This window comes from Burkholderia sp. IMCC1007 (genome assembly GCF_027257875.1).
Classification (GTDB): domain Bacteria; phylum Pseudomonadota; class Gammaproteobacteria; order Burkholderiales; family Burkholderiaceae; genus Burkholderia.
This window is the reverse complement of sequence record NZ_JAPVQY010000015.1, coordinates 70463-82953: the sequence shown is the minus strand read 5'-3', so window position 1 is coordinate 82953 and position 12491 is coordinate 70463. Positions and strand designations below refer to the sequence as shown.

The 12491-nt window shown below is 65.2% G+C and carries 10 protein-coding genes; all 10 read left to right on the top strand.

Annotated elements, in window-relative coordinates:
* Positions 1-61: 61 nt before the first annotated feature.
* The 10 genes from O1Q03_RS16050 to O1Q03_RS16005 all read left to right on the top strand — a co-directional run bounded on the left by O1Q03_RS16050 (position 62) and on the right by O1Q03_RS16005 (position 12372).
* Positions 62-1591, top strand: a complete 1530-nt coding sequence (locus O1Q03_RS16050; RefSeq protein WP_269504649.1) for a complex I subunit 4 family protein — start codon at positions 62-64, stop codon at positions 1589-1591.
* 267 nt (positions 1592-1858) lie between these two features.
* Complete coding sequence (cyoA, locus tag O1Q03_RS16045) at positions 1859-2746, top strand: ubiquinol oxidase subunit II (RefSeq protein ID WP_124829351.1); 888 nt, start codon at positions 1859-1861, stop codon at positions 2744-2746.
* A 3-nt stretch (positions 2747-2749) separates the two neighbouring features.
* Positions 2750-4756 carry a cytochrome o ubiquinol oxidase subunit I gene (gene cyoB / locus O1Q03_RS16040; RefSeq protein WP_269504648.1) on the top strand — a complete coding sequence of 669 codons (2007 nt, stop codon included), beginning with the start codon at positions 2750-2752 and terminating at the stop codon, positions 4754-4756.
* Positions 4756-5364 (top strand): cytochrome o ubiquinol oxidase subunit III, encoded by a 609-nt coding sequence (cyoC, locus tag O1Q03_RS16035; RefSeq protein ID WP_269504647.1) that lies wholly within the window; start codon positions 4756-4758, stop codon positions 5362-5364. The genes cyoB and cyoC overlap by 1 nt, the downstream gene beginning before the upstream one ends.
* Entirely contained in the window at positions 5365-5697 is a 333-nt protein-coding gene (gene cyoD / locus O1Q03_RS16030; RefSeq protein WP_269504646.1) for a cytochrome o ubiquinol oxidase subunit IV, read from the top strand. It begins immediately after the preceding gene.
* Positions 5698-6028: 331 nt separating this feature from the next.
* Positions 6029-6400 carry a hypothetical protein gene (locus O1Q03_RS16025; RefSeq protein ID WP_269504644.1) on the top strand — a complete coding sequence of 124 codons (372 nt, stop codon included), beginning with the start codon at positions 6029-6031 and terminating at the stop codon, positions 6398-6400.
* A 201-nt stretch (positions 6401-6601) separates the two neighbouring features.
* Entirely contained in the window at positions 6602-8485 is a 1884-nt protein-coding gene (locus O1Q03_RS16020; RefSeq protein WP_269504643.1) for an extracellular solute-binding protein, read from the top strand.
* A gap of 51 nt (positions 8486-8536) precedes the next feature.
* Positions 8537-9580 (top strand): microcin C ABC transporter permease YejB, encoded by a 1044-nt coding sequence (locus O1Q03_RS16015; protein WP_269504642.1) that lies wholly within the window; start codon positions 8537-8539, stop codon positions 9578-9580.
* A 75-nt stretch (positions 9581-9655) separates the two neighbouring features.
* Positions 9656-10753 (top strand): ABC transporter permease, encoded by a 1098-nt coding sequence (locus O1Q03_RS16010; RefSeq protein WP_269504641.1) that lies wholly within the window; start codon positions 9656-9658, stop codon positions 10751-10753.
* Positions 10750-12372, top strand: coding sequence for an ABC transporter ATP-binding protein (locus tag O1Q03_RS16005; RefSeq protein WP_269504640.1), 1623 nt, complete (start codon positions 10750-10752; stop codon positions 12370-12372). Before O1Q03_RS16010 ends, O1Q03_RS16005 begins: the two co-directional genes overlap by 4 nt.
* The last annotated feature ends 119 nt before the right edge of the window (positions 12373-12491 follow it).

Genomic DNA, 12491 nt, shown 5'->3' with positions numbered 1-12491 from the left:
TTTCGATTCTTTCGTCACGCCTGTCCCGATGCAGCGTGCGACCCTCTCTAGGTTTGTTGACATGCATGATTTTCCCTTTCTGAGCCTGGCGATCTGGGCTCCGATCCTGGTTGGCGCGTGCCTGCTGCGTGCCGGCAGCGACCATCATCCCAATCGCACGAGGTGGATCGCGCTCATCGGCGCACTGATCGGGCTGGCAGCGGTCGTCCCGCTCGTCACCGGTTTCGATTCGCATTCGGCTGCGATGCAGTTTGTCGAAACCCGCGACTGGCTTGCGGCATTCAACTCGGGCTGGCGCGTGGGCATCGACGGCGCATCGCTCTGGCTCGTCGTGCTGACCGCGTTCACGACGCTCATCGTGGTGATCGCATCGTGGGAATCGATCACGGTTCGCATCGCGCAGTATTACGCGTCGTTCCTGATCCTGTCGGGGCTGATGGTCGGCGTGTTCGTCGCGCAGGACGGCCTGCTGTTCTTCATTTTCTTCGAGGCGACGCTGATCCCGCTGTACCTGCTGATCGGTACGTGGGGCCGCGAGCATCGCGTGTATGCGGCGGTGAAGTTCTTCTTCATCTCGTTCGCGGGTTCGCTGCTGCTGCTGATGGCGATGCTCTACCTGTATGCGAAGTCGCATACGTTCGACATGAACGCATGGCGCACGCTGGAGCTCGGCTTCTCGCCGCAGCTGCTGGTGTTCCTGGGCTTCTTCGCCGCGTTCGCGGTCAAGGTGCCGATGTGGCCGGTTCACACGTGGCTGCGCGACGTCTACACGGACGGCCCGACGGGCGCCGCGCTGATGCTCGCGATGCTGAAGCTCGGCGGTTACGGCTTCCTGCGCTTCGCGCTGCCGATTACGCCGGATGCGGCCCACTTCTTCGCGCCGGCCGTGATCGCGCTGTCGCTGTTCGCGATCGTCTACGCGAGCCTCGTCGCGCTCGCGCAGACCGACCTCACCAAGCTGCTCGCGTATTCGACCGTCGCGCACATGGGGATCGTCACGCTTGGCCTGTTCCTGTTCAACCAGATCGGCGTCGCAGGCGCGATCGTGCAGCTCGTCTCGTACGGCTTCGTCGCGGGCGCGATGCTGCTTTGCGTGAGCGTGCTGGTCGATCGCACCAAGCAGCGCGAGATCGCCGCATACGGCGGGGTGGCCGGCGTGATGCCGCGCTTCGCGATGTTCGCGGTGCTGTTCGCGATGGCCAACGTCGGCCTGCCGGGCACGTCGGGCTTCGTCGGCGAGTTCATGGTCATCATGGGCGCGATCCGTTTCAACTTCTGGATCGGCGCCATCGCGGCGCTCACGCTGATCCTCAGCGCGTCGTACACGTTGTGGATGATCAAGCGCGTCGTGTTCGGCAAGGTCGATAACGCGCGCGTCGCCAAGCTCTCCGACCTCAGCCGTCGCGAGATCGTGGTGTTCGCGTCGTTCGCGCTGATCGTGCTGGGCGTCGGCATCTATCCGAAGCCGTTCACCGACGCGATCGATCCGACCGTCGCGCAACTGATCGAAGACGCGAGCCGCTCGAAGGTACCGGCAGGGGACGGCATCACGCCGCCGCAGCCGGCCTACATGGCCTCGGCACGCAACTGATCGCAGTGCATGCGCGCAACGGCTGCATCGCTCGACGATGCGGCCGTTGCGCGCACATCCATCGGAGCAGGTGCCGAGCGCACCTGCCGACTCCCGGCTGCGCGAAATTGCCCCGCGACAATCTGTCCCATCACAGATATTGCAATGATGATTTGCCGCATCCACCGGTTTTTCATCGTCATCGCGCGACGTATGATTCGGCCAGTTTCGTGGCTCGCATGCGCATCGGGCAAACGCTACGGATTCAATGACCCCTCGGGCTGTGTGATGAAAAGAAAAGCTTCAAAAGGCTGGACGGCGCTGATGTCAATCGGCGCGGCGCTGAGCCTGTCAGGCTGTAATTTAGATGTACTAAATCCGAAAGGAAGTGTCGGTGCCGCCGAAAAGGCGCTGATCGCAACCTCCACGTGGGCGATGCTGATCGTCGTCGTGCCGGTGATTCTGCTCACGCTATGGTTCGCGTGGCGTTATCGTGCGTCGAATCGCAACGCCACCTACGCGCCGAACTGGTCGCACTCGACCGCGATCGAAGTCGTGATCTGGACGGTGCCGACGCTGATCATCCTGTTCCTCGGCGTGCTCACGTGGAAGACCACGCACGAGCTCGACCCGTACAAGCCGCTCGAGTCGTCGGTGAAGCCGATCGACGTCGAGGTCGTCGCGCTCGACTGGAAGTGGCTGTTCATCTATCCGGAACTCGGCATCGCGTCGGTGAACCAGCTCGCGATTCCGGTCGGCACGCCGGTGAACTTCCGCATCACGTCGGATTCGGTGATGAACTCGTTCTTCATCCCGCAGCTCGGCGGCCAGGTCTACGCGATGGCCGGCATGCAGACGCGCCTGCACCTGATCGCCGACGAAGCCGGCGACTACGCGGGCACGTCGGCCAACTTCAGCGGTCGCGGCTTCTCCGACATGAAATTCCGCACGCTGGCCGAGCCGCGCGAGCAGTTCGATGCATGGGTGCAGAAGGTCAAGGCATCGCCTGATCGTCTCGACGCGACCGTGTACGGCTCGGTCGCGCAGCCGAGCGAGAAGGCGCCGGTGCGCTACTTCTCGTCGGTCGATCCGCGGCTCTTCCACAACATCATCGCGAAATACAACGATGGCCACGTCCTCGATCTGAAGGACGCCGCCTGCGGCACGAAGGGGTAACGCATGTTCGGCAAACTCACACTATCGGCGATCCCGTTCGATCAGCCCATCATCATGGTGGCCGGCGCCTTCATGGGGCTGGCCGTGCTGGCCGTTCTCGGCGGCCTGACGATCACCGGCCGCTGGAAGTGGCTGTGGACGGAATGGCTGACGACAGTCGACCACAAGAAACTCGGCGTGATGTACATCATCGTCGCGCTGATCATGCTGCTGCGCGGCTTCGCCGACGCGATCATGATGCGCATGCAGCTCGCGCTCGCGTACAACGCGCCCGGCTACCTGCCGCCGCACCACTATGACCAGATCTTCACGGCACACGGCGTGATCATGATCTTCTTCATGGCAATGGTGTTCATGGTCGGCCTGATGAACCTCGTCGTGCCGCTGCAGATCGGCGCGCGCGACGTCGCGTTCCCGTTCATCAACTCGCTGTCGTTCTGGATGACGGCAGTCAGTGCGATCCTGATCAACATCTCGCTCGTGATCGGCGAGTTCGCGCAGACGGGCTGGCTCGCATATCCGCCGCTGTCGGAGCTGCAGTTCAGTCCGGGGGTAGGGGTCGACTACTACCTGTGGGCGCTGCAGATCTCGGGTGTCGGCACGCTGCTGACCGGCGTGAACTTCTTCGTGACCATCATCAAGATGCGCGCGCCCGGCATGACGCTGATGAAGATGCCGGTGTTCACGTGGACGGCCCTCTGCACGAACGTGCTGATCATGGCGTCGTTCCCGATCCTGACCGCGACGCTGGCGCTGCTCGGTCTCGACCGTTACCTCGGCATGCACTTCTTCACGAACGAAGCCGGCGGCAACGCGATGCTGTACCTGAACCTGATCTGGGCGTGGGGCCATCCCGAGGTCTACATCCTGATCCTGCCGGCGTTCGGCATCTTCTCGGAAGTCATCGCGACGTTCTCGAAGAAGCCGCTGTTCGGCTACAAGACGATGGTGTACGCGACCTGCGCGATCATGGTGCTGTCGTTCCTCGTGTGGCTGCACCACTTCTTCACGATGGGCTCCGGTGCGAACGTGAATGCGTTCTTCGGCATCATGACGATGATCATCGCGATCCCGACCGGCGTGAAGGTGTTCAACTGGCTGTTTACGATGTATCGCGGCCGGATCGAATTCACGACGCCCGTGCTGTGGACGATCGGCTTCATGGTCACGTTCACGATCGGCGGGATGACCGGCGTGATGATGGCGATCCCGGGTGCGGACTTCGTGCTGCACAACAGCCTGTTCCTGATCGCGCACTTCCATAACGTGATCATCGGCGGCGTGCTGTTCGGCTATCTCGCGGGCTTCAACTACTGGTTCCCGAAGGCGTTCGGCTTCAAGCTGAACGAGAAGCTCGGCAAGGCTGCGTTCTGGTTCTGGCAGGTCGGCTTCTATGTCGCGTTCGTGCCGCTGTACGTGCTCGGCTTCATGGGCATGACGCGCCGTCTGAACCACTACGACAACCCGGCGTGGCATCCGTGGCTGCTGGTCGCCGCGTTCGGCGCCGTGCTGATCGCGATCGGCATCGCATGCCAGCTGCTGCAACTGGTCGTCAGCATCCGCAACCGCAACCTGCCGGAATACCGCGATACCACGGGCGATCCGTGGGGCGGCCGCACACTCGAGTGGGCCACCACGTCGCCGCCGGCCGACTACAACTTCGCGGTGATCCCGCAAGTGCGCACGCTGGACGCATACGCCGACATGAAGGCACGTGGCGATGCCCGTCCGAACCCGGCGTCGATCCGCGACATCCACATGCCGTCGAATACGTGTGCGGGTCTCGTGGTCGCGATCTTCAGCCTCGTGCTGGGCTTCGCGCTGGTGTGGCACATCTGGTGGATGGCGATCGGCGGCCTGGTCGGGATCGTCGCGACGCTCGTGATCTATAGCTCGCGTGACAACGACGGCTATTACATCCCGGCGACCAAGGTGCGCAAGATCGAAGAGAAGCAACCGGCGGTGCGCGTGGCCACGCGCGTCGACGACGTCGAACTGGAGGCCAACTGATGTTGCAGAAAACGTTGAGCGCAACCCTGCTCGAGCACGACGACCATCCGCCGTCGCACTCGGTGTTCGGCTTCTGGCTGTATCTGATGACCGACTGCGTGATCTTCGCGGCGCTGTTCGGGACGTTCGCCGTGCTGGGCAACCAGTACGCGGGCGGCCCGACCGCGAAGGACCTGTTCGACATCCCGGGCGTCGCGGTGGAAACCGCCGCGCTGCTGCTGTCGAGCATCACCTACGGCTTCGCGATGCTGGCCGCGTACAAGCAGCGACGCGGTGCGCTGCTCGCGTGGCTGGCGGTGACGTTCGTGCTCGGCGCGGCGTTCCTCGCGATGGAGCTGCGCGAGTTCTCGCACCTGATCGCGGAAGGCGCAGGCCCGCAACGCAGCGCGTTCCTGTCGGCGTTCTTCACGCTGGTGGGCACGCACGGCCTGCACGTGACGGCCGGCCTGCTGTGGATGGTCGTGCTCGCCGGGCAGATCGTGCTGCGCGGCGGCGACCTGACCGATCGCGACCTGCGTCGCCTGACGTGCCTGAGCCTCTTCTGGCACTTCCTCGACATCGTGTGGATCTGCGTGTTTTCCTTTGTCTATCTCGCGAGCGTGATCTAAATGGCCCATTCGCATTCGTCTCAACTCGAAGAAGGGCACGGCAGCGTCGGCGGCTATGTCGCCGGCTTCATCCTGTCGGTGCTGCTCACGGCCGCGTCGTTCGGCCTGGTGATGCAAGGCGTGCTGTCGCCGCACGCGTCGCTGATCGCGCTTGCCGTGCTCGCGCTCGTGCAGATCGTCGTGCACCTCGTGTACTTCCTGCACATGAACGGTTCGTCGGGCCAGCGCTGGAACGTGATGGCGTTCAGCTATACCGTGCTGACCGCGGCGATCCTGATCGTCGGCACGTTGTGGGTGATGCACAACGTCAGCATGAACATGATGTCGCGCTGAGCGACGTCGCGGCGCAACGCGCCGGCCATGGAGAAGCGGCACGCGCGTGCCGCTTTTTTTTCGCCCGCGAAATCCGCGCGCACCCTATCAATTGCACTGGCGGCGCGCACGAGCGTGGGGAGGCAGTATGATCCGGTGCGAGCGCGGCCGAGGAGCCCGGCAGGCGGCCCGCAGCGGCGCCTGGCGCGGGTCGGGCCGCCAATTGTTACAAGACGTTAGCGCGCGCGTGCCGTTGCGATGCCGCGCATCAGTTCTTACAAACTTGAAATATGCGGGGCCGGCGCTTGCCCTTATAGTCGAATCACACATGACACAACTCAAAGAGGAATCCATGAAGACTTTGCGTGTTGCCTCGCTCTTGACCGGTATGACGGCCTTGCTCGTGTCGGGCGCAGCAATGGCGGGAGTCAATGTCGGGATCAATGTCGGCGTGCCGGCTCCGGTCTACGTCGCACCTGCGCCCGTGTATGCGCCACCGCCTCCGCCGGTCGTCTATCAGCCGGCACCGGTCTACGCGCCGGCGCCCGTCTACGCGCCGGCACCGGCGATCGTGATCGGCTGGCACGGCGACCGTTACTGGGATGGCCGCCGCTACTGGGGTCGCGACGAGTGGTATCGCCACCATGGCCGCGGCTGGGGCGGCGATCGCGATCGCTGGGACCGCGGTCACTGGGACAACGGCCGTCACAACGGCTGGCGTTGATCGACCTGCGGCGCACGCGTGACGCGTGCGCGCATCGAACGAAAACCGCCCGCGTGGCGGTTTTCTTTTGCCCGCGCGGGCCGCGCGCGCGACGCGCGATGCACCGGCGCCCTACGCGAAAACCCGCAAGTTGGCTCGACGTCGAATTGAATGGGTAGAATCGACCCTCGTTACACCCCACAATCGATCGACAGGGCCTCTATGACCAACGGTTTGCCCCGGACTGTCGCCGCGCACCTGCGCTTCGGCGTCGCACATGCCGTGCGGGCTGCCGGCCGCACGGCGGCAGTATTGGCCATACAGGCGCTGCTGGCCGCGACGGCCGCACACGCAGCGTATGCGATCGCGCAATACGGCGAGCCGAAATATCCGCCGGGCTTCAAGCATTTCGACTACGTCGATCCGGACGCGCCGAAGGGCGGCACGCTCGTGCTCGCCAACCCGAGCCGGCTCACGTCGTTCGACAAGTTCAATCCGTTCACGATGCGCGGCAACCCGGCGCCGGGCATCGACATGCTGTTCGAGAGCCTCGCGACCGGCAGTCTCGACGAACCGGCTTCCGCGTACGGGCTGCTCGCCGACGACATCGCGATCGCGCCGGACCGCCGCTCGGTCACATTCCATCTGAACCCGCGCGCACGCTTCTCGAACGGCGACCCGGTCACGGCCGACGACGTCAAGTTTTCGTTCGACACGCTGAAGAGCAAGCTCGCCGCACCGCAGTTCGGCGCATATTTCGCCGACATCGCGAAGGCCGTGGTGGTCGATCGGGCGACCGTGCGCTACGAGTTCCGCAGTACGAATCGCGAGTTGCCGCTGATCGCCGGCGGCGTGCCGGTGTTCTCGCGCAAGTGGGGCTTGCGCGCGGACGGCTCGCGCATTCCGTTCGACCAGCTCGCATTCGAGCAACCGATCGGCAGCGGGCCGTACCTGATCGAGCGCTACGACAACGGCCGCACGATCACGTACCGGCGCAATCCCGCGTACTGGGGTGCCGACCTGCCGGTGCGGGTCGGCACCCACAACTTCGCGCGGATCGTCTACAAGCTGTACGGCGACGGCGTCGCGCGGCTCGAGGCGTTCAAGGCCGGCGAGTACGACGTGCTCGTCGAGTACGTCGCGCGCAACTGGACGCGGCGCGACGTCGGCAAGCGCTTCGACAGCGGCGAGCTCGTGAAGCGCGAATTCCGCCAGCACAACGGCGCGGGCATGCAGGGTTTCTTCATGAACCTGCGCCGGCCGCTGTTTCGCGACGTGCGCGTGCGCCAGGCGCTCGACCTCGCGTTCGATTTCGAATGGCTGAACCGCCAGTTGTTCTACGGCGCATACACGCGTCTCGACAGTTATTTCGCGGACACCGACCTGCAGGCGACCGGCACGCCGGGCCCGGGCGAGCTGACACTGCTGGAACCGCTGCGCGCGCAACTTGATGCGGCCGTGTTCGGCCCGATGGTCACGCAGCCCGACACGCATCCGCCAGGCTCGCTGCGCGCGAACCTGCTGAAGGCGCGCGCGCTGCTCGCGCAAGCCGGCTGGACCTATCGCGACGGCGCGCTGCGCAATGCGAACGGCGAGCCGTTCACGTTCGAGATCCTCGACGACTCGGGCGCGGCGATGGAAGGCATCGTGACGGCCTACCAGCGCAATCTCGCGAAGCTCGGCATCGACGCGCGCTTTCGCACAGCCGACTATGCGCTGCTGCAAAAGCGGCTCGATGCATTCGACTACGACATGACGACGGTCCGCTATCCGGGCGTGCAGGTGCCCGGTGCGGAACAGTTCTCGCGCTTCGACAGCAAGTTCGCCGACGTGCCGGGCTCCGACAACATCATCGGCCTGAAGTCGCCGGCCGTCGACGCGCTGCTGCATGCGCTCGGCACCGCGCAGACGCGCGACGAGCTGCTCGATGCGACGCATGCGCTCGACCGTGTGCTGATGCACGGCTATTACGCGGTTCCGCAGTGGTACAGCACCACGCACCGGATCGCGTACAAGCGCACGCTCGGCTATCCGCACATGCTGCCGCTGTACTATTCGGCCGAGGGCTGGATCGTGTCGACGTGGTGGGCCAGGCCCGGTCACTGACACCTCCCGGCCCTTCGTTCAACCAGCCTATCGATCGCGAGTCGACGCCCTATGTGGAGCTACATCCTCAAACGCCTGCTGCTGATGATCCCGACGCTCGTCGGCGTGCTCACGCTCACGTTCGCGGTGATCCAGTTCGTGCCCGGCGGCCCCGTCGAGCAGGCCGTGCAGGAGCTGCGCAAGGGCGCGACGGAGCAGGGCGCGACGCCGTTCGGGATGCGCGCGCATACGGGCGTCGACGCGCAGCAGCTCGCGCAGCTCAAGGCGCTGTACGGCTTCGACAAGCCGCCGCTCGAACGCTACTGGCTGATGCTCGAGCGCTTCGCGCGCTTCGATCTCGGCGACAGCTACTTCCGCCACCAGAGCGTGTGGTCGCTGGTCGTGCAGAAGCTGCCGGTGTCGATCAGCATCGGGCTGTGGACGTTCTTCATCACCTACCTGATCTCGGTGCCGCTAGGCATCGCGAAGGCCGTGCGCAACGGTTCGCCGTTCGACGTCGCGACGAGCCTCGTCGTGCTGGTCGGCTATGCGATTCCGGGCTTCGTGCTCGGCGTGCTGCTGCTCGTGCTGTTCGGCGGCGGCTCGTTCCTGCAGATCTTTCCGCTGCGCGGCCTCACGTCGGACAACTTCGCGCAGCTGTCGCTGGTCGGCAAGGTGCTCGATTATCTGTGGCACATCGCGCTGCCGATCACGGCGTCGGTCGTCGGCAGCTTCGCCGTCGTCACGATGCTGACGAAGAACGCGTTTCTCGACGAGATCCGCAAGCAGTACGTACTGACCGCGCGTGCGAAAGGGCTCGCCGAGCGCACCGTGCTGTGGAAGCACGTGTTCCGCAACGCGATGCTGCCGCTGATCGTCGGTTTTCCGGCCGCGTTCATCGGCGCGTTCTTCACGGGCAGCCTGCTGATCGAGACGCTGTTCTCGCTCGACGGCCTCGGGCTGCTGTCGTACGAGTCGGTCGTGCGGCGCGATTATCCGGTCGTGCTCGGCACGCTGTACCTGTTCACGCTGATCGGGCTCGCGACCAAGCTGATCTCCGATTTGTGCTACGTGTGGGTCGACCCGCGCATTCAATTCGACAACCTGGAGCGCTGACATGAATCCGTCCGTTCGCACGCCGTTGGCCGGCGCGCCTGCCCGCATGTCCGGCGTCGCCGGGCGAGGTGCGCGATGAGCCGGGTCGCCGTGTCGTCCCGCATCGACGTGGCGCGCGCGCGCGTGTCGCCATCGCCCGCGCGCCGCGTATGGCAGCGCTTTCGCCAGCAGCGTCTCGGCTACTGGAGCTTCGTGATCTTCGTCATCGCGTTCGCGGCAAGCCTCGCGGCGCCGCTGTGGTCGAACGACAAGCCGCTTGTCGTGCGCTACGACGGCCACTACTATTTCCCGATGTTCCATGCGTATCCGGAGACGACCTTCGGCGGCGACTTCCCGACCCCGGCCGACTATCTCGATCCGTACGTACGCAAACGGCTCGCGGCGCCCGGCAACTTCGTCGTCTACCCGCCGAACCGCTACTACTACGACACGCTGAACTACTTCTCGACCGTGCCCAACCCCGCGCCGCCGTCGCGCGCGAACTGGCTCGGCACCGATGCGCAGGGGCGCGACCTGCTCGCGCGGCTCGTGTACGGCTTCCGCGTGTCGGTCGAGTTCGGGCTGATCCTGACCGTGATCGGCACGCTGCTCGGGATCGCCGCGGGTGCCGTGCAGGGGTTCTTCGGCGGCCGCATCGACATCGTCGGGCAGCGGCTGATCGAGATCTGGAGCTCGCTGCCCGAGCTGTACCTGCTGATCATTTTCGCGTCGATCTTCGAGCCGAGCTTCGTGCTGCTGATCGTGCTGCTGTCGCTGTTCGGCTGGATCGGGCTCGCCGATTACGTGCGCGCCGAATTCCTGCGCAACCGGACGCAGGACTACGTGCGCGCGGCGCGCGCGATGGGGCTCACGAACTGGCAGATCATCTGGCGCCACGTGCTGCCGAACAGCCTGACGCCCGTGATCACGTTCCTGCCGTTCCGGATGAGCGGCGCGATCCTCGCGCTCACGAGCCTCGACTTCCTCGGGCTCGGCGTGCCGCCGCCGACCCCGAGCCTCGGCGAGCTGCTCGCGCAGGGCAAGGGCAATCTCGATGCGTGGTGGATCTCGCTGTCGACGTTCGGCGTGCTGGTCGCGACGCTGCTGTTGCTGACCTTCATGGGCGACGCATTGCGCAACGCGCTCGACACGCGGATCTCCGACTCGGTGCGCGCGGCGGGAGGGCAGCGATGAGCGACACGACCGCATCGACGCACGGCGAGCCGCTGCTGTCGCTCGAGCATCTGCGTGTGCGCTTCGGCGACACGGTGGCCGTCGACGACGTGACGCTCGCGATCGGCCGCGGCGAACGCGTCGCGCTGGTCGGCGAGTCGGGCTCGGGCAAGAGCGTGACCGCGCTGTCGATCCTGCGGCTGCTGCGCGACGCCGACGTGAGCGGCAAGATCCGTTTCGCGGGGCACGATCTCGCCGGCAAGAGCGAGCGCCAGATGCGCGGGCTGCGCGGCTCGGATATCGCGATGATCTTCCAGGAACCGATGACGGCGCTCAATCCGCTGTATACGATCGGCGCGCAGATCGGCGAGACGATCGTGCTGCACGACGGCGTGACGGCGGCCGAAGCGCGCAAGCGCGCGATTGCACTGCTCGCGCGCACGGGCATCGGCGAGCCGGAGCGGCGTGTCGACAGCTACCCGCACCAGCTGTCGGGCGGCCAGCGCCAGCGCGCGATGATCGCGATGGCGCTCGCATGCCGGCCGCGGTTGCTGCTTGCCGACGAGCCGACCACCGCGCTCGACGTGACGATCCGCGCGCAGATCGTCGACCTGCTGCTCGAACTGCAGCGCGAGGAGGCGGAAAAGCGCGGGATGGCGATCCTGCTGATCACGCACGACCTGAATCTCGTGCGGCACTTCGCCGACCGGGTCGCGGTGATGGAGCACGGCAAGCTGGTCGAAAGCGGGCCGGTCGAGCGGATCTTCGCGGAGCCGGAGCATCCGTATACGCGGCGTTTGCTGAACAGCCGGCCGCAGCGGGCGGTCGCGCCGGTGATGCCGATCGCGCCCGTCGTGCTCGATGCGCGCCACGTCAGCGTCCAGTTCGCGCGCAAGCGGCCGGGCTTTGCCGGCTGGTTCGGCACGATCCCGGTGACGGCGGTCTCGGACGTATCCGTATCGGTGCGGCAGGGCGAGACGCTCGGCATCGTCGGCGAATCCGGCTCCGGGAAATCGACGCTCGCAATGGCGCTGCTCGGTCTGCAGAAGACGGCGCATGGCGAAATCGAATTCCAGGGGCGTGCGCTGTCGTCCTACCGCGGCCGCGAGCAGACCGCGCTGCGCTCGAACATGCAGGTCGTCTTTCAGGATCCGTTCAGTTCGCTGTCGCCGCGCCACACGATCGAGCGGATCGTCGGCGAGGGGCTCGAGCTGCATCGCCCGGAACTGACGCCGGACGCGCGCCGTGCGAAGTCGCTCGCGGTGCTGCGCGAAGTCGGCCTCGACCGCACGGTGCTGCACCGCTATCCGCACGAATTCTCGGGCGGGCAGCGCCAGCGGATCGCGATCGCGCGCGCGCTCGTGCTGGAGCCGCGCATTCTGATCCTCGACGAGCCAACTTCCGCGCTGGACGTGTCGATCCAGCAGCAGGTGCTGAAGCTGCTCGCGAATTTGCAACAAAAATACAACCTCGGCTATGTATTCATCAGCCACGACCTGGAGGTGATCGGCGCCATGGCGCACCGGGTCGCGGTGATGCAGGACGGGGTGGTCGTGGAGTCCGGGGAGGTGGCCGATATCTTCACGAATCCGTCACATCCTTACACACAAAAGCTGTTGAAAGCGGTCTGGAAAGCGTGATAGGCGCCCAATGGTCTGACTATCTCGATTGTATTTTTTAATTTGTTTTGACAAACGATTACGCGCTGGCTAGTATCGACCGAAATTTTCCGCCAATCAGCTGATTTTTAAGCACATTC

Bases quoted from the DNA above. Each gene is read 5' to 3' on its own strand.
- O1Q03_RS16005 (WP_269504640.1), top strand. From the start codon at position 10,750: ATGAGCGACACGACCGCATCGACGCACGGCGAGCCGCTGCTGTCGCTC.
- O1Q03_RS16020 (WP_269504643.1), top strand. From the start codon at position 6,602: ATGACCAACGGTTTGCCCCGGACTGTCGCCGCGCACCTGCGCTTCGGC.
- O1Q03_RS16010 (WP_269504641.1), top strand. From the start codon at position 9,656: ATGAGCCGGGTCGCCGTGTCGTCCCGCATCGACGTGGCGCGCGCGCGC.
- O1Q03_RS16025 (WP_269504644.1), top strand. From the start codon at position 6,029: ATGAAGACTTTGCGTGTTGCCTCGCTCTTGACCGGTATGACGGCCTTG.
- O1Q03_RS16050 (WP_269504649.1), top strand. From the start codon at position 62: ATGCATGATTTTCCCTTTCTGAGCCTGGCGATCTGGGCTCCGATCCTG.
- cyoA (WP_124829351.1), top strand. From the start codon at position 1,859: ATGAAAAGAAAAGCTTCAAAAGGCTGGACGGCGCTGATGTCAATCGGC.
- cyoD (WP_269504646.1), top strand. From the start codon at position 5,365: ATGGCCCATTCGCATTCGTCTCAACTCGAAGAAGGGCACGGCAGCGTC.
- cyoB (WP_269504648.1), top strand. From the start codon at position 2,750: ATGTTCGGCAAACTCACACTATCGGCGATCCCGTTCGATCAGCCCATC.
- O1Q03_RS16015 (WP_269504642.1), top strand. From the start codon at position 8,537: ATGTGGAGCTACATCCTCAAACGCCTGCTGCTGATGATCCCGACGCTC.
- cyoC (WP_269504647.1), top strand. From the start codon at position 4,756: ATGTTGCAGAAAACGTTGAGCGCAACCCTGCTCGAGCACGACGACCAT.